The 24,773-nt window shown below is 64.6% G+C and carries 22 protein-coding genes; 14 read left to right on the top strand and 8 right to left on the bottom strand.

The window, feature by feature from the left end; all coding sequences use genetic code 11:
• Nucleotides 1–88: 88 nt before the first annotated feature.
• From hemC to NKJ67_RS15790, 6 genes are all read left to right on the top strand, one after another.
• Complete coding sequence (hemC, locus tag NKJ67_RS15815) at nucleotides 89–1,015, top strand: hydroxymethylbilane synthase (protein ID WP_127397168.1); 927 nt, start codon at nucleotides 89–91, stop codon at nucleotides 1,013–1,015.
• A gap of 1 nt (nucleotide 1,016) precedes the next feature.
• Complete coding sequence (locus NKJ67_RS15810; RefSeq protein ID WP_352581900.1) at nucleotides 1,017–1,733, top strand: uroporphyrinogen-III synthase; 717 nt, start codon at nucleotides 1,017–1,019, stop codon at nucleotides 1,731–1,733.
• Nucleotides 1,734–1,843: 110 nt separating this feature from the next.
• Nucleotides 1,844–3,358 (top strand): COG4223 family protein, encoded by a 1,515-nt coding sequence (locus NKJ67_RS15805; protein ID WP_352581899.1) that lies wholly within the window; start codon nucleotides 1,844–1,846, stop codon nucleotides 3,356–3,358.
• Between the two features lie 10 nt (nucleotides 3,359–3,368).
• Entirely contained in the window at nucleotides 3,369–4,973 is a 1,605-nt protein-coding gene (locus tag NKJ67_RS15800) for a heme biosynthesis protein HemY (protein WP_352581898.1), read from the top strand.
• 36 nt (nucleotides 4,974–5,009) lie between these two features.
• Nucleotides 5,010–5,489 (top strand): tellurite resistance TerB family protein, encoded by a 480-nt coding sequence (locus NKJ67_RS15795; RefSeq protein ID WP_127268697.1) that lies wholly within the window; start codon nucleotides 5,010–5,012, stop codon nucleotides 5,487–5,489.
• A gap of 15 nt (nucleotides 5,490–5,504) precedes the next feature.
• Entirely contained in the window at nucleotides 5,505–6,218 is a 714-nt protein-coding gene (locus tag NKJ67_RS15790; RefSeq protein ID WP_127268698.1) for a glutamine amidotransferase, read from the top strand.
• 103 nt (nucleotides 6,219–6,321) lie between these two features.
• On the opposite strand, the gene NKJ67_RS15785 is transcribed toward NKJ67_RS15790, so the two are convergent.
• The 8 genes from NKJ67_RS15785 to NKJ67_RS15750 all read right to left on the bottom strand — a co-directional run bounded on the left by NKJ67_RS15785 (nucleotide 6,322) and on the right by NKJ67_RS15750 (nucleotide 15,610).
• Nucleotides 6,322–6,630 (bottom strand): NIPSNAP family protein, encoded by a 309-nt coding sequence (locus NKJ67_RS15785; RefSeq protein ID WP_027037386.1) that lies wholly within the window; start codon nucleotides 6,628–6,630, stop codon nucleotides 6,322–6,324.
• Between the two features lie 51 nt (nucleotides 6,631–6,681).
• Nucleotides 6,682–7,920, bottom strand: a complete 1,239-nt coding sequence (locus tag NKJ67_RS15780; RefSeq protein WP_027037385.1) for an MFS transporter — start codon at nucleotides 7,918–7,920, stop codon at nucleotides 6,682–6,684.
• A gap of 161 nt (nucleotides 7,921–8,081) precedes the next feature.
• Entirely contained in the window at nucleotides 8,082–9,182 is a 1,101-nt protein-coding gene (locus NKJ67_RS15775; protein ID WP_352581897.1) for a pyridoxal phosphate-dependent aminotransferase, read from the bottom strand.
• 120 nt (nucleotides 9,183–9,302) lie between these two features.
• A complete protein-coding gene (locus NKJ67_RS15770; RefSeq protein WP_352581896.1) occupies nucleotides 9,303–9,764 on the bottom strand; it encodes a Ros/MucR family transcriptional regulator in 462 nt (153 codons plus the stop codon).
• 215 nt (nucleotides 9,765–9,979) lie between these two features.
• Nucleotides 9,980–10,699: an ROK family protein gene (locus tag NKJ67_RS15765; RefSeq protein ID WP_352581895.1), complete on the bottom strand. Its 720-nt coding sequence runs from the start codon at nucleotides 10,697–10,699 to the stop codon at nucleotides 9,980–9,982.
• A gap of 12 nt (nucleotides 10,700–10,711) precedes the next feature.
• The gene (gene zwf, locus NKJ67_RS15760) at nucleotides 10,712–12,088 is read right to left on the bottom strand and encodes a glucose-6-phosphate dehydrogenase (protein ID WP_352581894.1); all 1,377 of its coding nucleotides are present in this window, start codon (nucleotides 12,086–12,088) and stop codon (nucleotides 10,712–10,714) included.
• 22 nt (nucleotides 12,089–12,110) lie between these two features.
• Entirely contained in the window at nucleotides 12,111–13,124 is a 1,014-nt protein-coding gene (gene gnd / locus NKJ67_RS15755; RefSeq protein WP_352581893.1) for a phosphogluconate dehydrogenase (NAD(+)-dependent, decarboxylating), read from the bottom strand.
• Nucleotides 13,125–13,189: 65 nt separating this feature from the next.
• The gene (locus NKJ67_RS15750) at nucleotides 13,190–15,610 is read right to left on the bottom strand and encodes a glucan 1,4-alpha-glucosidase (RefSeq protein WP_352581892.1); all 2,421 of its coding nucleotides are present in this window, start codon (nucleotides 15,608–15,610) and stop codon (nucleotides 13,190–13,192) included.
• A gap of 331 nt (nucleotides 15,611–15,941) precedes the next feature.
• On the opposite strand from NKJ67_RS15750, the gene NKJ67_RS15745 reads away from it, so the two are divergent.
• From NKJ67_RS15745 to NKJ67_RS15710, 8 genes are all read left to right on the top strand, one after another.
• Nucleotides 15,942–17,216, top strand: coding sequence for a GAF domain-containing sensor histidine kinase (locus NKJ67_RS15745; RefSeq protein WP_352581891.1), 1,275 nt, complete (start codon nucleotides 15,942–15,944; stop codon nucleotides 17,214–17,216).
• Entirely contained in the window at nucleotides 17,216–17,938 is a 723-nt protein-coding gene (locus tag NKJ67_RS15740; RefSeq protein ID WP_127412272.1) for a response regulator transcription factor, read from the top strand. The genes NKJ67_RS15745 and NKJ67_RS15740 overlap by 1 nt, the downstream gene beginning before the upstream one ends.
• A 114-nt stretch (nucleotides 17,939–18,052) precedes the next feature.
• Nucleotides 18,053–19,021 (top strand): YihY/virulence factor BrkB family protein, encoded by a 969-nt coding sequence (locus tag NKJ67_RS15735; RefSeq protein WP_352581890.1) that lies wholly within the window; start codon nucleotides 18,053–18,055, stop codon nucleotides 19,019–19,021.
• Between the two features lie 196 nt (nucleotides 19,022–19,217).
• A complete protein-coding gene (locus NKJ67_RS15730; RefSeq protein ID WP_352581889.1) occupies nucleotides 19,218–20,108 on the top strand; it encodes an SMP-30/gluconolactonase/LRE family protein in 891 nt (296 codons plus the stop codon).
• 96 nt (nucleotides 20,109–20,204) lie between these two features.
• Nucleotides 20,205–21,218 (top strand): ABC transporter substrate-binding protein, encoded by a 1,014-nt coding sequence (locus NKJ67_RS15725; protein WP_027037375.1) that lies wholly within the window; start codon nucleotides 20,205–20,207, stop codon nucleotides 21,216–21,218.
• 49 nt (nucleotides 21,219–21,267) lie between these two features.
• Complete coding sequence (locus NKJ67_RS15720; RefSeq protein ID WP_352581888.1) at nucleotides 21,268–22,737, top strand: sugar ABC transporter ATP-binding protein; 1,470 nt, start codon at nucleotides 21,268–21,270, stop codon at nucleotides 22,735–22,737.
• Between the two features lies 1 nt (nucleotide 22,738).
• A complete protein-coding gene (locus tag NKJ67_RS15715; protein ID WP_164761591.1) occupies nucleotides 22,739–23,719 on the top strand; it encodes an ABC transporter permease in 981 nt (326 codons plus the stop codon).
• A 3-nt stretch (nucleotides 23,720–23,722) separates the two neighbouring features.
• Nucleotides 23,723–24,670: an ABC transporter permease gene (locus tag NKJ67_RS15710; RefSeq protein ID WP_127383038.1), complete on the top strand. Its 948-nt coding sequence runs from the start codon at nucleotides 23,723–23,725 to the stop codon at nucleotides 24,668–24,670.
• The last annotated feature ends 103 nt before the right edge of the window (nucleotides 24,671–24,773 follow it).

The following is a 24,773-nucleotide window of genomic DNA, read 5'->3' as shown; positions in this document are numbered from 1 at the left end:
TCCCTAAAGATTGTATCATGGGGCTTTCCCCGTTAGGAGAACCCCGGAAAAGCCTCGCTTGCCGGGGGGTTATCACGGACTGCGCGCCATGCAAACAATCTTGAGAATCGGAACACGCGGCAGCCCGCTGGCGCTGGCACAGGCGCATGAAGCGCAGGCGCGGCTGATGGCCGCGCATGGCATGCCGGCGGAGGCGTTCGAGGTGGTCGTCATCTCGACCAGCGGCGACCGCATCCAGGACCGGCCGCTGTCGGAAGCTGGCGGCAAGGGCCTGTTCACCAAGGAGATCGAGGAGGCGCTGCTGGCGGGCCGGATCGATATCGCCGTGCATTCGTCGAAGGACATGCCGACGCAACTGCCCGACGGTCTCGAACTCTCGGCCTTCCTGCCGCGCGAGGATGCACGCGACGCCTTTGTCGGCAAGGCGGCGAAGACGATCGCCGAACTGCCGCGCGGGGCGAAAGTCGGGTCGTCGTCGCTGCGGCGGCAAGCGCTGATCCGCCGGATGCGGCCGGATCTCGACGTGGTGATGTTCCGCGGCAATGTGCAGACGCGGCTGCGCAAACTCGAAGAAGGCGTCGCCGCGGGCACGATCCTGGCCTATGCCGGGCTGAAGCGGCTTGGGCTCGAGCATGTCGTCACCGATCTGATACCGCTCGATGTCTTCCCGCCGGCGCCGGGGCAAGGTGCGATCGGTATCGAAACCCGTATCGGCGACCGCGATGTCGAAAAAATGCTGGCAGCCGTCCATGATGTGCCGACCGGCCAGGCGCTGGCCTGCGAGCGTGCCTTCCTGGCGGCGCTCGATGGCTCCTGCCGCACGCCGATCGCCGGCTATGCGGCGATCGAGGCCGGAAAACTGTCATTCGCCGGGCTGATCATCTCGCCCGACGGCACGCAGTCGCACACGGTCGAGCTGCAGGGGCCGGCGCAAGACGCCGCCCGCATTGGCGGTGAAGCGGCCCGGAGTGTGCGCGCCAAGGCCGGCGAAAAGTTCTTCGACGGCTGGCTCTGAAATGCTTCGCGTCCTGGTGACCAGGCCGGAACCAGGTGCTTCGCGCACGGCGCATCGGCTTGAGGAGGCAGGTTTTCAGCCGGTTCTTTTACCCCTGACCGAAACAAAGGCGTTGCCTGCCGCCGCCGGACTGATCCCGGACGATGCCGTCGCGGTGGCCGTCACCAGCGCCAATGCCATGCGTCATGCGCCGGAAGAAATCATCGCGACGCTCGCCGCCTTGCCTTGTCATGCGGTCGGCAAAAGGACGGCGCAAGCGGCGCGTCGAGCGGGGTTTTTGTCGGTCAGTGAAGGCCCGGGCGATGCGGAGGCGCTGGCCGACAGTCTCGCCGTCGATTTTTCTGGAAAGACGATTGTCTACCTCTGCGGACGCGTGCGTTTTCCGGCGTTCGAACAGAGGCTCGGGACGGCGGGCGTTCGGGTCCAGGCCGTCGAGACCTATGACACGCTGGCAGTGGGGTATTCGGACGAAGTCATCCTCGAACGCCTGTCGGGGCAACCTGCCGACGCGGTGTTGCTCTATTCAGCCAAGGCGGCGGCGGCGATGCAGACCTTGGCAAGACAGCCCGCTCTGCGCGGTCTCTTCGAAAAAACGTGGGTTTTTGCGCTTTCCACGCGCATCGCGGCAGCCTTCGACGGTGTCGCCAGCGAAAGAATCCGCATCGCCGCGCAGCCCGACGAGGAGGCACTGCTGGCGCTTTTGCAGGCGCCGCGCTGAGCCGCGTCATCACACCGCCCCTTTTCACCGCTTGGTGATGTGCTAGACCCTTTCTGAACCATCATGCGCCGCCAGGCGTTGAGACGAAGCGAATTGTGCGGAGCCCAGGCATGGTCAAGACGCCGAAGATGCGACACTCGAAAAGCCGCCGCGAGCCGGTGACCATCGATCTCGAGCCGGGCGCCGTCTCACGCATCGCCGACGAGGACGCCGCCACGCAGGAGGCCCGGACAGACGAGGCGAAGGCCGAGGAAGCAGCGAACGCTTCGCAACCCGAGGTTCCCGAAGAGCCGGTTCATGCCGACCAGACCGATCTCGAGCCCTGGGAGCATACCGACGCCCGGGCCGAACCGGAGCAGCCGCCGGCAGCGGCGACAAAGCCCGCTAGCGAGGCCGAGATCCCCTATCCCGGATCGTCCGACGAGCCCGGATCGTCCCACGGTCCCGGATCGTCCGATGCGCCGGCCGGCAAGACCAAAGCCTACGACTACAGTTTCGAGGACGCATTGGCGAAGCGCACGCAGACCGACGGCAACAAGGCGAAACCCGAGACACGGGACGAGAAAATGGCGCCACCCCCTGAAAAGCGCGGCGGCCTCAACGGCGTCGCCGCCGGCATCATCGGCGGCGTCATCGCGCTGGTCGGCGCCGGCGGGCTGCAATTTGCCGGTCTGCTTGGCGCGCCGGGTTCCGGTGCCGGCGTCTCGCTCGATGGCGTCAACGGCGACATCGCCTCGCTGAAGACCGAAATCGCCGGTTTGAAGGACGCCGGCGTCAACGGTGATGGAGCGGCCAAGATGGTCGGCCTGTCCTCGGGCCTTGAACAGGTCAAGGCCGATGTGGCGGCGCTGAAATCGGCTGTCGAGAAAGGTGGAGCAGGCGACGCGGCCGGGGTCGCCGCACTGGGCGACAAGGTCGCGCAGATCGAGACGGCGGTCGCCGCCCTCGGCAAGGCCGGCAGCTCGGCGCCGGTCGATCTCGGTCCGCTCAACGAGAAACTGGCTGGCCTCGACGCGCTGGTGAAGTCGGCCGGCGAGGCTACGACGGCGCAGGAGGGCCGGCTGACAGCGCTGGAGCAGTCTGTGTCGCAGCTGTCCGGCAAGGTCGAGGCGGCGGCGGGGCAGCCGAAGGTCGCGCTTGCCATCGCGGCGTCGGCCTTGAAGGCGGCGCTCGAGCGTGGCGGGCCGTTTTCGGCCGAACTCGAAACCCTCGCGGCGATTTCGCCCGATGCGCCGCAGCTTGCGGCACTGCGCCCCTATGCTGAAAAGGGCGTTCCGACCCGCGCCGAGATCGCATCGCAGGCTGATGCCGCCGCCAATGCCATGGTCACTGCCGCGACGCCCGTCGATGAGAATGCCGGCTTCCTGCAGAATCTGATGTCGAGCGCCGAATCGCTGGTCAAGGTCAGGCCGATCGGCGCCGTCGAAGGCGCCGGCGCACCGGAAACCGTCGCGCGCATGGAGGCGGCGGTCAACCAGGGCGACTACGCGAAGGCACTCAGCGAGTATGAAACGCTGCCCGAGGCCGCCAAGGCCGCTGGCGCGGACTTTGCCGGCAAGCTGAAGGCACGCATCGAGGTCGAAACCCAGGTTGATGCGCTGATTTCGGGCGCGATGAAGGCATGAGGGCAACACAATGATCCGCCTGCTCGCCTTCCTCATCGTCGTTTTCGCGCTCGGGCTGGGCTTTGCCTGGCTGGCCGACCGGCCGGGCGACATGGTCGTCACTTTTAACGGCTATCAATACCAGGTCAGCCTGATGGTGGCGGCGGTGGCCGTCGTTGCCGTGGTCGCCGCGGTGATGATCCTGTGGTGGCTGCTCAAGTCGCTGTGGAACAGCCCCTACACCATCTCGCGCTATTTCCGTGTCCGCCGCCGCGATCGTGGCTATCAGGCGCTGTCGACCGGCATGATTGCCGCCGGCGCCGGTGATGGCGCGCTGGCCCGCAAGAAGACCAAGGAAGCCGCCAAGCTGATCCGTTCCGACCAGGAGCCGCTGATCCACCTGCTGGAAGCGCAGGCGTCGCTGCTCGAAGGCGATCATGAAGGCGCGCGACAGAAATTCGAGAGCATGCTCGACGATCCCGAGATGCGGCTGCTGGGCTTGCGCGGGCTTTATCTGGAAGCCGAACGGCTCGGCGACCGCAACGCCGCCAGGCATTATGCCGGCCGCGCCGCGGTGATGGCGCCGCAGCTGGCCTGGGCGGCGGAATCGACGCTGGAAGAGCTGACCGCGCGCGGCGACTGGGACGGCGCCCTGAAACTGGTCGACGCGCAGAAATCGACACGGCAGATCGAGCGCGATGCCGCCAACCGCCGCCGCGCCGTGCTGCTGACCGCCAAGGCGCAGGCGCTTGCCGACAGCGACCCCGCCGCTGCCAGGACGGCGGCGATCGAGGCCAACAAGCTGCGGCCGGACTTCGCGCCCGCCGCCGTTGCCGCCGCGGCCGCATTGTTCAAGCAGAACGATGTGCGCAAGGGCTCGAAGATACTCGAGGCAGCCTGGAAGGCCGAGCCGCATCCGGAGGTCGCCGAGCTTTATACCCATGCAAGGCCGGGCGACGCCGTGCTCGACCGCCTCAACCGGGCGAAGAAGCTGCAGGAAATGAAGAAGAACCACGCCGAATCGTCGATGACGGTGGCGCGCGCCGCGCTCGACGCACAGGATTTCTCGACCGCCCGCCGCGAGGCCGAGGCGGCGATCCGGATGGACCGCCGCGAGGGCGCCTATCTGCTGCTCGCAGACATCGAGGAGGCTGAAACCGGCGATCAGGGCAAGGTGCGGCAGCTGCTGTCCAGGGCGGTGCGGGCGCCGCGCGATCCGGCCTGGGTCGCAGACGGCGTGGTGTCGGAACGCTGGGCGCCGGTGTCGCCGATCACCGGCCGGCTCGACGCCTTCGAGTGGCGTGCGCCGATGGAGCGTCTTGGCCAGTTGATCGACAGCCATGATGATATGCCAGCCGATGCGGCGCCGGTCATCGAAGCATTGCCAAAGCCGACGAGCGAAAAAAGGCCGGCCGAGATGATCGATGACGCCGGTGGCGAGACGTCGGCGGGCAAGCAAGCTGAAAGTCGCGAAGAAGATCATGTCAGGCCGATCACGGCAGCGGCCTTCGCCGCAGTGCCGAGCGATGCCGAAGGCGTCGATCCGGCCGAGGAGCTTGCGCGGTTGCCGGACGATCCCGGCGTCGATCCGGACGAGGAAGCGGAGAAATCGCCGCGCCGGTTTCGGTTGTTTTGAGTTGGGCAGGCCGTCAGGCCGTTGGGGTATGGATCTATGTTTGAACGCGTTCTGTCGTTTCTCAGGGATTTGCCGGCCGGCGCCGGCACTCGTGCCAGCACGGACGATCCGCGCATCGCCGCCTCGGCGCTGCTCTACCATGTGATGAATGCCGATGGCGTGCGCCAGGATGTCGAGTGGGAGCGGTTCAAGGCGGTGCTGGCGGAGAGCTATTCGATCAGCGGCACGGAACTTGAGGCGCTTGCCGCCGCCGGCGAGCGGGCCGACAATGAGGCGATCGATCTCTATGCCTTCACCAGTGTCCTGAAGCGGCATCTCGATGCCGATGCGCGCAAGGCCTTCATCGGCCTGATGTGGGAAATCGTCTATGCCGACGGCGAGTTGCACGAGCTCGAGGACAATACCGTCTGGCGCGTCGCCGAGCTGATCGGCGTCGAACGCCATGATCGCGTCGAGGCGCGCCGCAAGGCGGCGGCGCACGCGCCCGGCGCCACCGGAACATCGAGCGACGAATAGGATCTTCGCCTTCCCATGCCGCGCCAAACGAGTTCGAAGCCAAAGATACTGATCGTGCTGCATCAGGAGAGTTCGAGCCCGGGGCGTGTCGGCCACATGTTGCTGGAAGAAGGGTTCGACCTCGATATCCGCCGGCCGCCACTTGGCGACGCCTTGCCCGAAACACTGGACGGCCACGCCGGCACGGTGGTGTTCGGCGGTCCGATGAGCGCCAATGACGAGGACGAGTTCGTTCGCCGCGAGACCAACTGGCTGGAAATACCGCTGAGGGAGAACCGGCCATGTCTCGGCATCTGTCTCGGCGCACAGATGCTGGTCAACTATCTCGGCGGCAAGGTCGAAGGACACGGCGAAGGGCTGGTCGAGGTTGGCTGGTATCCCCTGAAAGCGACCGAAGCCGGCAAGCAACTGATGCACTGGCCGGAGATGGTCTATCAGTTCCACCGCGAGGGTTTCTCGCTGCCCAGGGACGCGACGCTGCTGGCGACGGCCGAGACCTATCCCAACCAGGCCTTCCGCTACGGCGACAATGCCTGGGGCATCCAGTTCCATGGCGAACTGACCAGGGTGATGATGCAGCGCTGGGTGGTGCGCGGCGCGCATCGCTTCGAATTGCCGGGCGCACAGCCCGGCCGCGATCATCTCGGCGGCAGGCTGATCTGGGACATGCATCTCAAGCGCTGGCTGGACGAGTTCCTGCGGATGATTTTCGGCAAGCCGAGCAGATAGCTAAAGCGCGTCGCGTTTGAACGGATTCAGGCGCCGCGCTTTAGGTCTTTGTCTTTATGCATGTCGGTCTCCCAAAACCGGGGCCACTTCTAGGCGACATGCATCAAGGTTCGAGCACCGGCCGCAGGAAGCTGCGCTCGTAGCTGAGAATGCTGCGATTGCGTTTTTCCATTTCAAACACTTCCTGGCATTCAGGGTCGGCAGCCATACGCTTACGATAGACCTCGTAGTCGGCGAGGCTCGGGAAGCTGAACATGGCAAAAGCGATATTGCTCGCCCCCTCGCTTGGAAGGAAATAGCCGTGATGGTTTCCGCCGAGGCGATTGACCAGAGCTATCCAGCGACGGCCATAGTCTTCGAATTCGGCAAGCTTGTAGGGGTCAATGACATATTTCAGGTAGCAAGTGATCATGAGAGCTCCTGTGGCATGGGCGAGGCATGTCGGCTGTCAACCGTGGGAAGATCAGTTTCGCCCGTTGAGGTGGCGAACTTTTCGCAATTGCGGGAAGAGGTAAGCCCACAGGCCCGCAACGGCGATGGCGCCGATGCCGCCGATCACCACGGCCGGCACCGTGCCGATCAGCGCGGCCATCGTGCCGGCGCGGAATTCGCCGACCTCGTTGGAGGCGCCGACAAAGACCTGGTTGACGGCGTTGACGCGGCCGCGCACCTCGTCGGGTGTCCACAGCTGGATCAGCGTTTCCCTGATGTAGACGCTGAACATGTCGGTGGCGCCGAGGCCAGCGAGGGCGACGATCGACAGCCAGGTGATGGTCGACAGACCGAACAGCACCGTGAAGGCGCCAAACGCGGCGACGAAACCGAGCATGATCTTGCCGGCATTGTCCCGCAGCGGGTGGCCGGCAAGCCAGACCGCGACGCAGATGGCACCGATGCCGGGCGCCGAGCGCAGCAGACCGAGGCCCCATGGGCCGAGTTCCAGAATGTCGCGGGCATAGACCGGCAGCAGCGCCGACGCACCGGAGAGGAGCACGGCAAAGAGGTCGAGTGAGATGGCGCCGAGCACGATCTTCTCGCTCCAGATGTAGCGAAAGCCGGCAAACAGCGTTTCCATCGTCGGCTTGTCGGTGGTGCCCTGCTGCGCGGGCTTGGGGATGGTGAAGATCAGCAGGCCGGCCACAAGCATCAACACAGCGGCGACGGCATATGCGATCTCGGCCGAGACTCCGTAGAGAAGGCCGCCGGCAACCGGGCCGACGATAGTCGCCGTCTGCCAGGCGGATGAGTTCCAGGCAATCGCGTTGCCGAAATCCTCCGGCGGTACCAGATTCGCGAATAGCGACGACGAGGCCGGTCCGTAAAAGGCGCGCGCCATGCCGAACAGCGCCAGCACAACGAAGATTGGCAGCGGGCTGACGAGGCCACGCAGCGTGAAGTACAGGAGAACAAGGGCACAGCCGGCTTCGACTACCGTCGCCAGTGCCATGATCAGCCGGCGGCCGAAGCGATCGGCGACGACGCCGGTGACCAGCACCAGGAGCAGCGACGGCAGGAACTGGACGATGCCGACAATGCCGAGATCGAAGGGATCACGCGTCAAATCATAGATCTGCCAGCCGACCGCGACAGACACGATCATGGTGGCGAATGTAGTGAGGAAACGCGCCGCCCAATAGCTCAGGAAGGAGCGATGGCGGAACGCGGCATAGCGCTGGTCCGGCGATATCTGTTCTGCTGTCATGATTTAGAGGCCCCGTTGCAATGGCATCAGCTGGCGGGGCACTTCCACGGTGGGCGCTGGTCCGGCTGGCGGAACTTCTAGCTCAGTTCGCAGCGGATATGCGTCAAAATCAGTGCTGGATCAAGGAATTTTCAGCCCGTTCCATCGCCGTCACGCGGTAGTTACTGCTGCAGCGCGGCGGAGATGGCGTCGAGGCCGCTGCGCAATTCGGCTTCCGTCGGCCAGCCAAAGCCGACGCGGAAGAAGCGCTTCTCCATCTCGAACCAGTGGCCGGGTCCGACATAGGTGCCATGGTTTTCCAGCAGGTTCACATAGAACCGGTCGAGGTCGAAGCCGGGTTCGACATTGAGGCGCGGGAAGCCGACGACACCGCCTTCGGGCCTGATCCAGTCAACCAGCGGTTCGCGGTCGATCCAGGCCTGGACGATGTCGCGGCGCTTGGCCATTTCGGGCAGCAATGTCGCCAGGAAGGCGTCCCGGCGTTCGAGCATGCCGCGCGCAATGCCTTCGTCTATGACGCTGCCGCAAATGCCGATCTGCTCCTTGGCGGCGAGGAATTTCTCTTGAAGCACCGTATCCCCAGTGATCAGCCAGCCGATGCGGATGCCGGGAATGCCGAAGGCCTTGGACAAGGACGAGACGCTGATCGCCTTCGGGCTCAGTGAGGCAGCCGTCGGCAGGCGCCGGCCGTAGGAGAGATCGCGATAGGTCTCGTCGACGAGCAGATGGCAGCCGCGAGCCTCGGCAAGCGCCACCAGCGCATCGAGCTCGGCTCGGCTCATCATCGTGCCGGTCGGGTTGTGCGGGCAGGTGACGCTGATCAGCTTCGTGTCCGGCCGCAGCGCCGCCTTGACGCGTTCGACATCGATGGCGAAGCCTTCCTCGAAGGCCAGGTCGACAAAGCTGATGGCGCAGCCGATCGCCCTTGGGGTTTCGATGTTGGTGGCGTAGTTGGGCCTGATGACGACGAGATGGTCATTGGCCGACAAGAGCGAGGTCGAGATGATGAACAGCGCGCCCGCGGCTCCGGCGGTGACCAGGACATCATCCGGCGAAATGCCGGCATCCTGCGCCGATATCAATGCACGCAACTGCTTGTCGCCGCGATGCTCGCCATAGAAAAGCGTGAGGTCAGGCAGCGACAGGCCGATGTCGGAGAGCTTCTGATCGGCGATCGAACTTTCCGAAAGATTGTAGCGGATACGGTCGTAGCCGTATTCTTCCGGCGCTTCTTTCTCGATCACCATCCTGGTGTAGTTCATGGCTTCCCCCAAAGACCTTGCCCGGTCCATCCAAGCCACAAAAACAGGAAGCCTGCCAAGGCGGATTCGCCGGCAGGCTTCTGTTCCAGTCGTCCTAACTGTTGGCTCAGGAACGAATGATCAGGCCGAGGCCTTCGCCTTCCTGCCCTTGGCGGGCGCCTTCACGGGGGCGGCCTTGCGGCCGAGGCCGATCGACTTCGCCAGCAGTGAACGCGAGGCCGCGTAGTTGGGAGCGACCATTGGATAATCCGACGGCAAGCCCCATTTGGCGCGATAGGCGTCCGGCGTCAGGCCGAAATGCACGCCCAGGTGACGCTTCAGCGATTTGAACTTCTTGCCGTCCTCGAGGCAAATGATGAAATCGGGCGTCACCGACTTCTTGGGGTTGACCGCCGGGACCAGCGGGGCAGCCACCGGGACCGCAGGCTTGCCGAGCCCACCGATCGAGGTGGCGACGCTTGCGATGAGGTCGGCCAGGCCGGAGGCGGGCAGGCGGTTCTTCTCGACGTAAGCGGACACGATGTGGGCGGTCAGCTCGAGCAGATCGATGTCTTTACGGGCACTGTTGCTATCGTCGGTCACTCTATTTCTCCGTCTACAGCGAATGACCTGAAAATCGGTTTCGACTTCCGGAAAGGATCATGCGCGAAATCAAAATGCTATGGCGTCCTTCGTGCGTCCACGGGACGAATGGCGTTGTTGTAGCGCGGAATTCCTAGTCGGCAAATCTGCGTATTGCAACGACTTGATGTCAGGTCGCACGTTATTTTGAACAACTATATTAGACAATAACAGTATCAGACTATCAGCGCCTTGTCGCGCCACAAACGAAACCCGCCTTCGAAGGCGCGTGTGTTGTCGCCGCGCCTGGAGTCGGCGGGCAATTCATCGAGCTTGTCGACGTTGCCGCCGCCAATCACGACATAGTCCGGCTGCATGGCGGCACGGAGCCGGTCGACGACGTCGAAGACGTATTTGCGCCATTTCTTCTTGCCGCGCTTTTCCAGGCCGCGTTCGCCGACATAATCCTCGAAACTCCTGCCCTTCCTGTAGGGCAGATGCGCGAGTTCCATCGGTTGGGCGACGTTGTCGGCAATCATCGCCGCACCGAGACCGGTGCCGAGCCCGAGGAACAGCATGCGCCCGCCCTCGTAGCTGCCGATGGCCTGCATCAGCGCGTCATTGACCACTTTCACCGGTTTGCCGAACGCAGCCGCGAAGTCGAATCCAGCCCAGCCCTTGCCGAGATTGGCGGGGTCGGCGAGCGGCCTGTTGTGGTTGACCGGGCCGGGATAGCCCATCGAGACGACGTCATAGGACAGGCCTTCGGCGAGCTTCTTCACCGCGTCGATCATCTGCTGCGGTGTCAGGCCCGGTCCGGAGTCGGCGCGGCGCTCCTCGCCGCCGGCACTGGTGAGGATCTTGACGTGCGAGCCGCCGATGTCGATCGTCAGCACGATCTTTTCAGTATCCGGCTTCTCGGTGCCCGATGCTGGTTGCTTCACTGCCTTGGCCATCGTGTGGTCCTCTCACTTCACCGGATCGATCCAGCCATTGGGCGGCCCGAACCCGGCCATGACGTCCGCGGGTCCCCATGTGAGCGGCTCGTAGAGGTGCGGCGGCGTGGTGTCGCCAAGCACAGGACCGACGATGCGCCAGGCCAGCTCGCTGGCATCCTGGCGGGTGAAGAGCTGACCGTTGCCGTTCATGGCGTCGCCGATCAAACGCTCATAGGGCGGCATGTCGCCCTTTGAATCGTCGAGCGCCGTCAGTTCGACCTGCTCGCCGATCATGTCGTCGCCCGGCGCCTTGCGCTGTGCTCCGATGGCGATCACCACCTGTGGGTCGATGCGGAAGCGGACGTAGTTCTGGTCGGCGGGCTTGATCGGGTCGAAGACATCGAGCGGCGGCCGCTTCAGCCGCACCACCACTTCGGTAACGTGCACCGGCATGTTCTTGCCGGCGCGGATGAAAAACGGCACGTCCTGCCAGCGCCAGGTGTCGACGAAGAAACGCACCGCCGCGAAGGTCTCGACCGGCGAGTTCGGCGCCACGCCCGGTTCGGCGAGATAGCCGGTGAACTGGCCACGCACGACATCGTCTTTGGTCAGCGTCCTGATCGCGCGCAGCACTTGCACCTTCTCATCGATCAGATCGTCGGCGGACCGGCCGACAGGCGGCTCCATGGCAAGCAGCAACAGGATGTTGAGCAGATGGTTCTCGATGACATCCCTGATGCAGCCGACATCGTCATAGAAGCGGCCACGTCCCTCGACGCCGAAATCCTCGGCCATGGTGATCTGCACGCTCTCGACGAAATTGCGGTTCCAGATCGGCTCCAGGAAGGAATTGGCGAAGCGGAAATAGAGCAGGTTCTGAATCGCTTCCTTGCCCAGATAATGGTCGATACGGAAGATCGACTGTTCGTCGAACACCAGATGCAGGACGCGGTTCAGCCAGCGCGCCGATTGCAGATCGTGACCGAAGGGCTTTTCCACCATCAGCCGCGCGCCATGCGCGGTGCCTGATTGCTCCAGCCCCTGGACGACGGTCTCGAACATGGTCGGCGGCACCGCCATGTAGTGCAGCGGCCGCTGCGCGGTGCCGAGGGCGTTTTTCAGTTTCTCGAACGTCGCTCCATCGCGGTAGTCGCCGCTGACGTAGCGCAGCAGCGAAGCGAACTTGGCGAACGCTTTCTCGTCGATCTTGCCGAGCGCATTGACGATGCCGTCGCGGGCGCGCGCCTGCAACTGCTTGAGGTCCCAGGCGTCGAAGGCGACGCCGATCACCGGCTCGGTGAGCGTGCCCTTGGCGACCATCTGGTAAAGGGCTGGAAATATCTTCTTGTGGGCGAGGTCGCCGGTGGCCCCGAAGAGCACCAGCGTGTCGGACCGTTCCTGGCTCATGCGCGTGTCTCCCCCCGTGTCGTCACTTGCCGGCCTTCGGCTTCTCGACATGGCCGCCAAAGGCATAGCGCATGGCGGAGAGCAGCTTATCGGCGAATTCGGATTCGCCCTGCGAGGAGAAGCGGTCGAACAGCGCCGAGGACAGCACCGGAGCCGGCACGCCGGTGTCGATAGCCGCCTTCAGCGTCCAGCGGCCTTCGCCGGAATCCGAGACGCGGCCGCCGAAATTCACCAGGCCCGGATCGCTTTTCAAGGCGCCGGCCGTCAGGTCGAGCAGCCAGGAGCCGATAACGCTGCCATGCCGCCAGACCTCGGCAACCTGGGGAAGGTCGATGTCGAACTGGTAGTATTGCGGGTTTTCCAGCGGACTGGTCTCGGCGTCCGCCGTCCGTTGCCGCTTGCCGGCATTGGCCGACTTCAGGATGTTCATGCCTTCGGCATAGGCGGCCATGACGCCATATTCGATGCCGTTGTGCACCATCTTGACGAAGTGGCCGGCACCGCTCGGTCCGCAATGCAGATAGCCGAAGGGTGCGCTGCCGGCATCCCTGGGCGGATTGGAGCCGGCATCGGCGCCCGGCGCCAGCGTGGCGAAGATCGAATCGAGGTGCTGCACCGCCACGTCGGGGCCGCCAATCATCAGGCAGTAGCCACGGTCCAGGCCCCAGACGCCGCCACTGGTGCCGACATCGACAAGATGGATACCCTTGCCGGCCAGTTTCGCCGCCTGGTCGACGGCGTCGTGGTAATAGGAATTGCCGCCGTCGATGACGATGTCGCCGGGCTCCATCAAGGCCGCCACCTGGTCGATAATCCTGCCGGTGATCGCGGCCGGCAGCATCAGCCACACGCAGCGCGGCTTGGCCAGCTTGCCGACGAATTCTTCCAGCGAGGCCGCCCCTGACGCGCCGTCGGTCACCAGGGCCGCGACGCTGGCCGGGTTGATATCGTAGACGACGCATTCGTGGCCGTCGCGCATCAGGCGCCGGACCATGTTGGCGCCCATCCGGCCCAGTCCCATCATTCCGATCTGCATGGTTTCGTCCCTGTTTTGCTTGGAGATTTGCGGGGTTTATCGAGGGAAGGTCTACTGGCTATGATCTACTGGCCATCTTGGTCGCCCGATATGACGGAGAAGTCGACATTCTCCCAATCGCCGGTCCCGGGCCAGAAAAAAGTGAAAGTCAGCGTGCTTCCCTCGGGGAGGCCTGCCGCGGGCAGATCCGCAAGATGGATGCCGAAGGCGTTCTCTACCGTATGGCTGTCGTGGGCGGTCGCCCAGTTGTCGGTGCTCCAGTGGACTGTAGCCGGGTCCAACACTTCGACGCGCAACGTCTTGCCGGCTGGGACCGTGCGGATCTTGTTGTTGAACCGCCAGGTTCTGAACGGGGATACGGTCTTGTCCTCGATATAGCGCTTGACGCCTTGCGGCGGCATGTCGAAGACCGCGCCGTCGCGCAACGAGCGCAGCAGCTTGATATGCTCCGAATGCGCCCAGACCAGCGGCATGGCGCTGCCCGAGGGGCGGCCGTGGCGCAGTTCGCGTTCCGGCAGATCGGCGCCGTCCCAGACCTGCTCCGGCAACAGGCCGCCCGATCCGGCCGAGCCTTCCAGCGCTGCCAGCAGGCTGGCCGCCTTTTCCTTGCGCCCCGCCGCCAGCTCATAGTGGGCGCGTTCGCCGGCCAGCAGTGGCCAGGGGCGACCCTGGCCGGTGCCATCGAAAGGTGCGCCGTCTTCGTGCTCGCCATAGCCGTCGCTGTTGTAGCGATACCAGAGCGGCCCTTGCGGCAGATCGCAGCGCAATTGCGCGTCGATGACCTTGACCGTGTTGACGATGCGTGGGTCGTCGGCCGCCCGCAGGCCGAAGCGCACCAGCGCCAGTGCATCCGGGCTGACGATCTCTTCGGCGGGTCGGTCGGTATCGCCCGGCGGCCGGTTCTTGATCGGCACAAAACCGTCCTTCGGTGAACTGGCCTCGGCGCTGTCGGGCGGCGCTATGCGGACATAGTAGCCGTCGACACCGACTTGACTGCAGATCGCCGTGCCGGTGACGTAGGTCCAGCGCTCGACCTGGTCGTTCCAGACGTCCGATGTCTCGCGCAGATAGGTCGCGGCGTCTGTCTTGCCGCAGGCGTCGAGCAGGTCTGCCGCGGCAAGCAGTGCGGCGATTTCGACCGCCAGCGTGAACGGGCTGTAGCCGGCGTCCTCTTCCCAGCGGTCCTCGCCGGTGACCGGCCCGTTGCGCACGACATAGCCGGCGGCGTTCTCGATCATCGGCAGGAAGGTCATGAGTCTGGCGCGGGGCAAATGGCCGGCGCGGCGCAAAGCATCGGCCAGCAGCAGCGGAAAGGCGCATTCGTCCATCTGGATGCCGGGCCAATAGGCCGATCCGTCGAGCCAGGCGTTCTGCGGCCAATGGCCGTCCGGCTGCTGGATGGAGCTGAGGTAATCGAGGATTTGCAGGGCCGAGGCAGCATCGCCGGCAGCAAGAAAGCCGCCGGCCGTCTCGACCAGATCGCGCGGCCAGACCAGATGGTAGCCGCCGAGGTCGTCATCACCCTTGTTGAAGCCCCACGGGATCGACAGGCTGGCGACCGCGGCGCCCGGCGTCGCGATCGACCGGTGCGTCGCCAGCACCGCCGTCGAGACGCGATAGAAGTTGATCCCGGGCACCGCGTGCCGGTCGTCCAGCGGCAGCAAGCCCTTTTGCCAATTGCGCCAGTTCTGGAGGTAGGATTTCGCCGCGGGTTCAAAACCCTGCTTCAGGCTGGCGAAAGCATGTTCTGCCGCTTCCTCTGGCGTCGAGCCAAATCCCAGCGCCAGCAAGGCCTTGGTCTCGGTGGCGGAAAAGCCGATCTCGCCCGTCAGCGCGACATTGCCCTCCTCGGCCCGCTGGTATGCCGCATCGAGCTCACCTGTATTGTGGAGTTGCTGCCAACCGTCGGAAAAGCCGACATAGCCGGCCGAACCGGTTCGCCAGGGCAGCGACGAGGCCAGAGCCAGGCAAGAGCCGCGCCCCGAGGCGAACAGCACCGGCTTTCCTTCGTGCTCACCGACCCAGGCGGTGTTGCCCATGCCGGCATTGACCAGATGCGGCGCCAGAAGCGCGTAGACGCGGTAGTCACCGGACACCCCTTTCAGCGCCGTGAAGGTGATTTCCTGCAGCAGCGCCGGGCGCGCCGGGTCGGCGAGGATGCGCTTTTCGATCCGCCAGGCGCCGTCATCAGCCGTGTTGACCAACCTGTAGGCGGGCACGCCGTCCTCGAACGGTTCGATCGTATGCGCGGCATCGCGTTTCTCTTCCGAGAAATAGCCGCCAGGGCCGGTGACGATCAAACCGAGGTCGCGGGTGCAGGCGCTGTCGACGCGCGGATAGTAGATTTCGTTGAGGATGCCGTGACTGATCGTGAACCAGATCCGGCCGGCCGGCGAAAGCGACGTTCCGACGCCACTCTTGGCGCTTGATGTCCAGCGCGCCGGGATTCCCGGGGCGCCCGGAGCAACGTTTTGCGTCACTGGCATTCTGTTTCGGTCTCCTGGCCTCCTCCCTAGACCAGGACGCGAACCCTTTACAATCATTGCACCGCAAGTTGATCGGGCGGGCCAATGGCAGGGCAACGAATTCGGGCTGACGGGTTTCGTCGGAGCCTTTGCCCGCGCATTGGATGACGGAGCATCAAACGAAAAACCCGCCTGTGCGGCGGGTCACTGGCGCAAATCAGCACCATAGGCAAAAATGTATCATAGCTGAGGGCAGGGAGTCAAGAAAAAATTCCTATGGCAACGGCTCCGTCGTTGACAGCGGCGGCGGCATGCGTCCACTATTTCGCGGCACGGGAGGATCGTGAAAGCAATGGCGGAAGTGTCCCTGGTCCTGATCGACCGGCTGCTGGCGATATCGCGGGCGCTTGCCGGCCATATCGATCCCGGCACGGCGTTCCGCGCGACCGCCATCGAGATCGGCACGCTCATTCCGCACGACCATATCGATCTGGCTGTGCTGTCTCACGATGGGCGCATGCATGCCTGCTACGAAGCCGGTTTCCACACCAGCTGGAGCGAGCTCGCCCAGCATCCGGTGGAAGGCAGTCCGATTCGCTTCGTGTTGTGGGGCAAGACGCCTTACCTGTTGTCGGACAACGCGCTTGTCGACGACCGTTTTCATTTTGCCGGCGCTTTCGACGAGCCGATTTTCGCGGCCAAGCTGCGCAGCCGCATCATCGTGCCGCTCAGGGCGCGCGGTAGCGTCATCGGCGCGCTCAATATCAGTCGGCACGAAATCGGCTGCTACACGCTTGCCGATGTCGCGGTCGCGCAGCAATGCGCCGACCTGATCGCGCCCTACATCTTCGCGCTGATCCAGACCGAGGAGGCGCGCCGCGCCATGCTGGCCGAGAGCGAGGCGCGCAACCGCGTCGAACTGCTGCGGGTCGGCGCCTCGCAATTGACCGAGGGCATGGAGCGCGAACGCCGGCGCATGGCCATGGACCTGCACGACCAGACGCTTGCCGATCTCGCCCGCATCGCGCGCCAGCTTTCGGCCTTGCGCGGCCAGGGCGTGGCGCGGGCCGCGCAGCTTGCCGACCTCGAGCAGGAGGTGGCCGGCTGTCTGACGGAACTGCGCCACATCGTCGACGCCATGCGGCCGAGCGTGCTCGAACTGTTCGGCCTGCGCGATGCGGTCGAAGCGCATCTCAACCGCAGTGTCAGCAAGGCCAAGCCGCCGATCGCCGTGCGCATCGCCGACACCAGCGACGGCGGCGCCGACAGTTTGCCGGAGCCTGTCCGCACCGCGCTCTACCGGATCGTGCAGGAAGCGATCAACAATGCCGTTCGACACGCCGCGCCGCACCGCATCGACGTGCTGCTGGCGTCGACCGCGAGCGTGCTGCGGGTGATCGTGACGGATGACGGCCAGGGCTGCGGCGCTGTCGATCCGGCCGCGTATGGCGGCATCGGCCATATGCACACGCGGGCAGCCCTTATCGGGGCGCGGCTGCGCATCGGCCAGGCCGGCCGCAAGAACGGCGGCACCCGTGTCGTCGTCGAGATCGACCGCCAGCCGTCGCGAGAACTGGCGGCGGCTGCAGCGGTGCCTGGCGAGTTCGCCGTATCGGAGGCCATGTGATGCTTGTGATGATCGCCGAGAATGACGGGCTGCACCGTAGCTTCGCGCGGCGAACGGTGGAGCAGCTGTGGCCCGGCGACGTCGAGGTGATCGAAGCGAGCGACGGCGAGGACGCCATCAACCTGGCGACTGAGCGCGAGCCATTGCATGTCGTGCTCGATTTGCAGATGCCGAAGGCGACGGGAATCGAAGTTGCCAAGGCGATCTGGAACCGCCGCGCCGGCACACACATCCTGTTCTGGTCGAATTTCGCCGACGAAGCCTATGTGCGCGGCGTGGCGCGCATCGTGCCGCCCGGCTCGGTCTATGGCTATGTGTTGAAGTCAGCGACGGAGGAGGGTATGCGGTCCGCCTTGCGCGGCGTTTTCCGCGATGGCCATTGCATCATCGACCGCGAGATCCGCGGCATCCAGCACCGCGTGCAGGACAAGTTCGAGGGCATCACCGACGGCGAATATGAGAGCCTGATCGACATCGCGCTCGGCCTCACCGACCGGGCGATCGCGGCACGTCGCGGCCTGTCGATCCGTGGTGCGCAGAGCCGCATCAAGCATGTCTATGACAAGCTCGGCATCATGCCGGCGGAGGACGGCGCCGGCGATGCTTCCGTGTTCAACTCGCGGACGCGGGCGATCTATCTCGCCATGGCGCGTGGCCTGATCAACATCGACGCACTGCGCCGCGAACAGGACCGGCTCGATGCCTGGCTGGCGGAACACTGAAACAGCGGCGGCCCCAACCCGGAACATCGGAAGGTCCGGTGCATTGCTAGTGAACGCCAACTCAATGCCTGCGGTTTCGAAGTGCGACCCTTATTTGCAGATTTATGGCACCTGGTGCGTGAAAGCGTCGTCGGCTTCATCAACGACAATGCTCTTAGTCATGGTGCGGCGATGGCTTTCTATGCCGCCACCTCACTGGCGCCGATCTTGCTGATCGTGGTTGCGATTGCTGGTCTCGTCTTCGGCCACGATGCCGCACAATTGGCCTTGTCCGCGCAGATATCAGGGCTGATGGGACCGGAAAGCGCCGATCTCCTCAAGACCGCGCTGGAAAATGCATCCGGCAGGCTGTACGGCACCTGGGCCGCGATCATAGGGCTGGTCACCTTGCTGGTGGCCGCGTCTGGCGTCTTCGGCGAGATGCAGCAGTCGTTGAACACAATCTGGAAGATCGAACCGCAAGGCAACTCCCTGTCGCGTCTGGTGCGGGCACGGGCCGCCAGTCTGGGGCTGGTGGCCGCACTCGGCTTCCTGTTGCTGGTCTCTCTCATCGCAAGCGCCGCGATTTCGGCACTGGGCGCTTTCATCAACGCCCATCTGCCGTTCGGAACGATCATACTCAGCGCGATCAATGGCGTCGTTTCGTTTGCGCTTATCTCCGTGATGTTTGCCGCCATCTACAAGGTTTTGCCCGATCGAACCCTGGAATGGCGCGATGTGGGGATTGGCGCTGTCGGGACCGCAGCCCTGTTCACACTGGGAAAATCGCTTATCGGCTGGTATATCGGCACCAGCGCGATTGCGTCTTCGTATGGCGCCGCCGGCGGCCTGCTCGTCATACTGCTCTGGGTTTACTACTCGTCGGAAATTTTCCTCCTCGGTGCCGAGTTCACGCGGGCCTATTCCGTTCGGCACGGCAGCCGGTCCGATCTGAACAGGTTGGTTCACAGCCCTTCATCGGCGCAGCACGGCTCGGCTCGAACACAACAGGAGTCCAACGCTGCCGGCGTGGTCGTGCTTGTGGCGGTGGCTTGCGCGAGCGCAACCCTGACCGCGCTTTTGCGGAGCGTCCGCCGGCCGTAATCCGAAACCGTCGTCACTCTGCCCCGATTGGCCATTGCGCGACTGTGCAAACGCACAGTCGGCCCTGCGCTTTGACCCGTATCGGCTCGTCGGCACCGCGCCTACGCTCTGCCCCAACAAGAAGACTGTATCGGGAAGCGCTCATGCCATTCGTCACCATGCGGAGTAGCACGGCTGTTCGCGCCGGGAGCCGATGATGTCGGTGTCGGCGCGTGCGCGCCATTCCGGCTTCGACGACGTCGTCGGCAATGCGACCATCGAGACGCTGGCGAGCGGCTTCGGCTTTCTCGAAGGGCCGGTCTGGCATCCCTACGAGAAATGGCTGGTCTTCTCCGACATTCCGGAAAGCCGGATGTATCGCCGCAGTGCCGAAGGCGAGATCGAGCTGTTCCGCGAGCCGAGCCACAAGGCCAATGGCAACACGCTGGACCGCCAGGGGCGGCTGGTCACCTGCGAGCACGCAACAAGCCGCGTGACCCGCGCCGAGCCCAACGGCAGCGCAACGGTGCTTGCCACGCACCATCAGGGCAAGCAGCTCAACAGCCCGAACGACATCGTCGTCGCCACCGGCGGATCTATCTACTTCACCGATCCGGGCTATGGCCGGAAGGAATTCTATGGCGTGCCACGCCCGCAGGACCTGCCGCTCCAAGGCGTCTACCGCATCGATGGCGATGGCGCCCGGCTGACATTGCTGGCCGACGATTTCGGGCAGCCGAACGGGCTTTGCTTTTCGCTGGACGAGTCGCGGATGTTCATCAACGACACCGAACGCGGGCACATCAGGGTGTTCGGTGTCGAAGCCAATGGCGACCTCAATGGCGGCGCGGTGTGGGCAGTGACCGAGGGCGAGGGACCGGGAGCGCCCGACGGCATGAAGATCGACAGCCGCGGCAATCTTTACTGCACAGGACCCGGCGGCATCCACATTTTCGACGCGTCGGGCGCCCTTCTTGGCGTCACCCGGACGCCCGAAGATTGCGCGAATTTCACCTTCGGCGACGACGATTTGCAAAGCCTCTACATTACCGCGTCGACGTCGCTGTACCGGCTGAGGGTTCGCGTGCCGGGATTGAGACTGTTTTGAGCTCGCGACAATCCGTGCTCAAATCAGAGTTGGGAGTGAGGCCGGGGTCAAAGCCGGTGGGAATGCAGCAGTCAACACATCTGGGAGGATAACGACATGAAGAAACTGTTCGTTCTGGGGGCTCTGGCGGCAATGCTCGCCTCGGGCACGGCGCTGGCCGACACCAGTGGCAAGAAGATCGCTTTTTCCAACAATTATGCCGGCAATTCCTGGCGGCAGGCGATGCTCGACAGCTATGGCATCGTCACCAAGAAGGCGGTCGCCGACAAGGTGGTCGGCGCGGCCGACATCTTCACCACCGCCGACAAGGAAGTGCCGACGCAGGCTGCACAGGTGCAGAACCTGATCCTGCAGGGCTATGACGCGATCGTCATCAACGCAGCCTCGCCAGATGCGCTCAACGGCGCCATCAAACAGGCTTGCGATGCCGGCATCGTCGTCGTCTCCTTCGACGGCACCGTAACCGAACCTTGCGCCTACCGCGTCGTCGTCGACTTCAAGGACATGGGCAAGCAGGAAATCGAGCAGATGGCCAAATTCCAGCCCAAGGGCGGCAATCTGCTTGAAATCCGCGGCCTTGCCGGGACCTCGATCGACGATGCCATCCATGCCGGCATCCTCGAGGGGGTCGCCGCCCATCCCGAGTTCAAGATCGTCGGTTCGGTGACCGGCGACTGGGACCAGACGACGGCGCAAAAGGCGGTGGCGACCATCCTGCCGTCGCTGCCCGACATCGTCGGCGTGGTCGACCAGGGCGGTGACGGTTACGGCGCGGCCCAGGCCTTCGCCGCCGCCGGCAAGCCGCGCCCGACCATCATCATGGGCAACCGCCAGGACGAGCTGCAGTGGTGGAAGGAGCAGAAGGACAAGGACGGCTACCAGACCTGGTCGGCTTCGATCGCGCCCGGCGTGTCGTCGCTCGCCTTCTGGGTGGCGCAGCAGGTGCTCGACGGCCGCACCGACATTCCGCACGATCTGCTGGTGCCGTATCTGGCCTTCACACAGGACGATTTCGAGGCCGAGCTGCCGAAGATCCCCAAGGGCGGCGTCGCCAGCCACGAATACACGCAGGAAGATGCGATCGCGGCCATCAAAGCCAACATCAAGTGAGCCTTGAACAAGCGTTGCCCTCCGGATCATCGAGCGGATATCGTTGAGCATGCCTGAAGGGAACGCTGACATCATCAGACTGAACGGCGCCGAAAAGCATTTCGGCGCCGTTCGCGCGCTGGGCGGCGTCGATTTTCACGTCGGCCCCGGCGAGTGCGTTGGTCTCGTCGGCCACAATGGCGCCGGCAAATCGACACTGATGCACATGGTGGCGGGCACGCTGGTGCCCGACAGCGGGCAGATCGGCGTGCATGGCGAAACCGAGGACAACTACTCGGTGTCGCGCGCGCAGCAGCTCGGCATACGCTGCGTGTTCCAGGAACTGTCGCTGTGCCCCAACCTCAGCGTCGCCGAGAACACGCGCATCAACCACGCGTCGCTGCGCGGCTTTGGCTGGCGTCGCAAGGCGGCCGAGCTGATCGCTGCCAAGCTCGACGAGATCTTTCCGGGCCACAGCATTTCGGCGTCCGATATTGTCGGCGACCTGTCGATCGGTCGGCGCCAGATGGTGGAAGTGGCGCGCGCCTTCACCGTCACCCAGGATCGTCTCGACCTCGTCATCCTCGACGAGCCGACATCGTCGCTCGATGCGCATACGGCGGGCCAATTGCTGGCCTTCGTCCGCCGCTTCGTCGCCGGTGGCAAAAGCTGCATCCTGATCTCTCATGTGCTGGGCGAGGTGCTGCGCAATGCCGATCGCATCGTGGTGATGCGCGACGGCAAGGTGGTTGTCGCCGACGCCGCCAGTGCCTTCGACCGCGACCGGCTGGTGACGGCGATGGGCGGAGCGGAGGCGCGCCAGAAGATCGCGGCGCAAATAGCGGCTGCCAAGCCCGCCGCCAGTCCGCTACGGGTCCGGGCGCGGCCCGCCGCGCAGAAGGACGGCACCGACCTTGTCGCCTGCGCCGGGGAGATCATCGGCCTTGCCGGTCTGGCGGGACACGGCCAGACCGACCTGCTGCTGGCGATCTTTAGCGCGGCATCGCGCGCCAAGGCAGGCATCGAGGTGACGGCGCCGGTGGCGCTGGTCGCCGGCGACCGCCAGTCGGACGGCATTTTTCCGCAATGGTCGATCGCGCAGAATATAGGCATCCGCTCGCTGGCGCGGCTGCGCAGCGGGCTGTTGATCTCGCCGCAGCGCGAGGTCGAACTCGCTGCACTATGGCAGAAGAAGATCGGCATCCGCACGCCCGATATGAACAACAACATTTTCTCGCTGTCGGGCGGCAACCAGCAGAAGGCGCTGTTTGCCCGCGCGCTCGGCTCGGATGCGCAGATCGTGCTGATGGATGATCCGATGCGCGGCGTCGATATCGGCACCAAGCTGGAGGTCTATGACCTCGTGCGCGAAGAGGCTGCCCGAGGCCGCACCTTCCTCTGGTACACCACGGAAACCGAAGAGCTCGACAATTGCGATCACATCTATGTCTTCAAGAACGGCCGCATCGTCGCCAATCTGCGCCGCGACGAGTTGACCGAAGAGAAGATCATCCAGTCCTCCTTCGGCGATGCGGCCTGAGATGACGGCCGCCAGCCTCGACACCGCCGCCAGGACGTCCGCCGAGCGAGGCGCACTGGCCCGTGCCCGTCTGTTGCGCGGGCTGCTGCCGGCGCTGTCGCTGGCGCTGGTGCTGCTCGCCATCGCCTGGCTCAACCCGCGCGCCATCAGCTATTTCGGCTTCAGCCTGATGCTCAATTTGGCGATCCCGATCGCGTTGGCGACCATCGCGCAGATGTTCGTTATCGCCGGAAACGAGCTCGACCTGTCGATCGGCACCTTCGTCGGCTTCGTCGGCTGCGTCACGGCGACCTGGCTGAAGGACGCGCCGCTCATCGGTGCCGTCATCCTGCTTGGATCGATCGGCGTATATGCGCTGCTCGGCGCGCTGATCCATCTGCGCAATCTGCCGTCCATCGTGGTGACGCTCGGCATGAGTTTCGTCTGGCAGGGGCTGGCGATTCTCGTCTTGCCCAAACCGGGCGGCAAGGCGCCGGACTGGCTGCTCGGGCTGATGGCGTTCAAGCCGCCCTTCATTCCGTTCCCGATCATCGCCGCGCTGCTGATCGGCCTCATCGTTCATTTCGGCCTGATGCGCACTTCCTATGGCGTGATCCTGCGCGGCTCCGGCGGCAATCCGGCGGCACTCGGCCGCGCCGGCTGGTCGCTACTCAAGACCAAGATCGTGCTGTTTGCGCTGGCCGGTCTGTTCGGCGTGCTGTCCGGCATGGCGCTGATCGGCATCACCACCTCGGCCGACGCCAATATCGGCAATGGCTACACGCTGCTGGCGATCGCCGGCGTCATCCTCGGCGGCGGCGAATTCGTCGGCGGCCGGGTGTCGCCGATAGGTGCTGTGATCGGCGCGCTGACGCTGGCGCTGGCGGCCTCGCCGCTGCTCACCTTCATGCACATTCCACCCGATTGGCAGGTTGCCGCCAACGGCGCCATCCTCATCATCGTGCTGGCGGCGCGGGTGCTGATCAGCCGCAAGGAGAGGTGAGCGATGACATCGGTGAAATCGCTGCTCGCCAAACCCTGGATCTGGTCGTTCATTGGCGCGCTTCTGGTGTGGCTGGCGACCATCGCCTTCACCGGCGGTTATGGCGCCGGCGGCATGGTCACCGCGGCCCTGTCGCTGGCGGTGTTCACGGTCATTGTCGGCGTCGGCCAGATGTTCGTCATCACTCTGGGACCGGGCAATGTCGACCTGTCGCTGCCGGCCAATATCGGCCTTGCCAGCGCCGTCGCGATGAAAGTGATGGACGGCAACGATTCCATGATCGCGGTCGGGTTGCTGGCGGCGCTTGCCTGCGGGGCGGCGATCGGCGCCGCCAACTACCTGCTGATCTGGGCGCTGCGCATCCCACCGATCATAGCCACTTTGTCGGCCAGCTTCATCATCCAGTCGATCGACATCAGCTACGGCCGCGGCCTGCAGATCAAGCCGCCGCCGGGCTTCGCCGATTTCGCCAACAGGCAAATCCTCGGCATTCCGGTGCTGGCCATCCTCACCGTGCTGTTCACCATCGGTGCGGCGGTCGCCCTGCAGCGCATGATCTATGGCCGCTCGGTGCTGGCGATCGGCCAGAATATCCGCGCCGCTTGGCTCGCCGGCGTCAATGTCGGCCGCATCCGCTTCCTCACCTACACGCTGTCGGGCGCGCTCGGCGGCATCGACGGCGCGCTGCTCGCCGGCTATTTCCGCGGCGCCAATGTCGATATCGGCAATGAATATTTGCTGGCCTCGATCGCCGTCGTCGTCATCGGCGGCACGTCGGTGGCCGGCGGCAAGGCCAATGTGCCTGGCGTGTGGGGCGCGGCGCTGTTCCTGGTGCTGCTTTTGACCATGCTCAACACGTTTGGGGTGAGTGCCGGGGTGCGATTGCTGCTGACGGGGCTGATCATTGTCGGGGTGATCACAGCGGCGGGCGGGCAGAAGGCGCCGCGGTAGGCTCCGCCTTCGTCGTCCCAGGGCTGTAATCATTGTGCCAGGCCGACACCCGGTTCCCTTCGACGTCATGGCGCTGTAAATCCCGTTCGCGCGGCCACGGTCG

This window comes from Mesorhizobium sp. M0088, assembly GCF_040322895.1.
Classification (GTDB): domain Bacteria; phylum Pseudomonadota; class Alphaproteobacteria; order Rhizobiales; family Rhizobiaceae; genus Mesorhizobium.
This window is presented reverse-complemented; position numbering and strand designations above follow the sequence as displayed.

Excerpts from the sequence above, each read along its gene's own strand:
- NKJ67_RS15725 (WP_027037375.1), top strand. The coding sequence starts at position 20,205 with ATGAAGAAACTGTTCGTTCTGGGGGCTCTGGCGGCAATGCTCGCCTCG.
- NKJ67_RS15765 (WP_352581895.1), bottom strand. The coding sequence starts at position 10,699 with ATGGCCAAGGCAGTGAAGCAACCAGCATCGGGCACCGAGAAGCCGGAT.
- gnd (WP_352581893.1), bottom strand. The coding sequence starts at position 13,124 with ATGCAGATCGGAATGATGGGACTGGGCCGGATGGGCGCCAACATGGTC.
- NKJ67_RS15710 (WP_127383038.1), top strand. The coding sequence starts at position 23,723 with ATGACATCGGTGAAATCGCTGCTCGCCAAACCCTGGATCTGGTCGTTC.
- NKJ67_RS15810 (WP_352581900.1), top strand. The coding sequence starts at position 1,017 with ATGCTTCGCGTCCTGGTGACCAGGCCGGAACCAGGTGCTTCGCGCACG.
- zwf (WP_352581894.1), bottom strand. The coding sequence starts at position 12,088 with ATGAGCCAGGAACGGTCCGACACGCTGGTGCTCTTCGGGGCCACCGGC.
- NKJ67_RS15750 (WP_352581892.1), bottom strand. The coding sequence starts at position 15,610 with ATGCCAGTGACGCAAAACGTTGCTCCGGGCGCCCCGGGAATCCCGGCG.
- hemC (WP_127397168.1), top strand. The coding sequence starts at position 89 with ATGCAAACAATCTTGAGAATCGGAACACGCGGCAGCCCGCTGGCGCTG.
- NKJ67_RS15715 (WP_164761591.1), top strand. The coding sequence starts at position 22,739 with ATGACGGCCGCCAGCCTCGACACCGCCGCCAGGACGTCCGCCGAGCGA.
- NKJ67_RS15795 (WP_127268697.1), top strand. The coding sequence starts at position 5,010 with ATGTTTGAACGCGTTCTGTCGTTTCTCAGGGATTTGCCGGCCGGCGCC.
- NKJ67_RS15775 (WP_352581897.1), bottom strand. The coding sequence starts at position 9,182 with ATGAACTACACCAGGATGGTGATCGAGAAAGAAGCGCCGGAAGAATAC.
- NKJ67_RS15730 (WP_352581889.1), top strand. The coding sequence starts at position 19,218 with ATGTCGGTGTCGGCGCGTGCGCGCCATTCCGGCTTCGACGACGTCGTC.
- NKJ67_RS15745 (WP_352581891.1), top strand. The coding sequence starts at position 15,942 with ATGGCGGAAGTGTCCCTGGTCCTGATCGACCGGCTGCTGGCGATATCG.
- NKJ67_RS15720 (WP_352581888.1), top strand. The coding sequence starts at position 21,268 with ATGCCTGAAGGGAACGCTGACATCATCAGACTGAACGGCGCCGAAAAG.
- NKJ67_RS15790 (WP_127268698.1), top strand. The coding sequence starts at position 5,505 with ATGCCGCGCCAAACGAGTTCGAAGCCAAAGATACTGATCGTGCTGCAT.
- NKJ67_RS15780 (WP_027037385.1), bottom strand. The coding sequence starts at position 7,920 with ATGACAGCAGAACAGATATCGCCGGACCAGCGCTATGCCGCGTTCCGC.
- NKJ67_RS15805 (WP_352581899.1), top strand. The coding sequence starts at position 1,844 with ATGGTCAAGACGCCGAAGATGCGACACTCGAAAAGCCGCCGCGAGCCG.
- NKJ67_RS15785 (WP_027037386.1), bottom strand. The coding sequence starts at position 6,630 with ATGATCACTTGCTACCTGAAATATGTCATTGACCCCTACAAGCTTGCC.
- NKJ67_RS15740 (WP_127412272.1), top strand. The coding sequence starts at position 17,216 with ATGCTTGTGATGATCGCCGAGAATGACGGGCTGCACCGTAGCTTCGCG.
- NKJ67_RS15800 (WP_352581898.1), top strand. The coding sequence starts at position 3,369 with ATGATCCGCCTGCTCGCCTTCCTCATCGTCGTTTTCGCGCTCGGGCTG.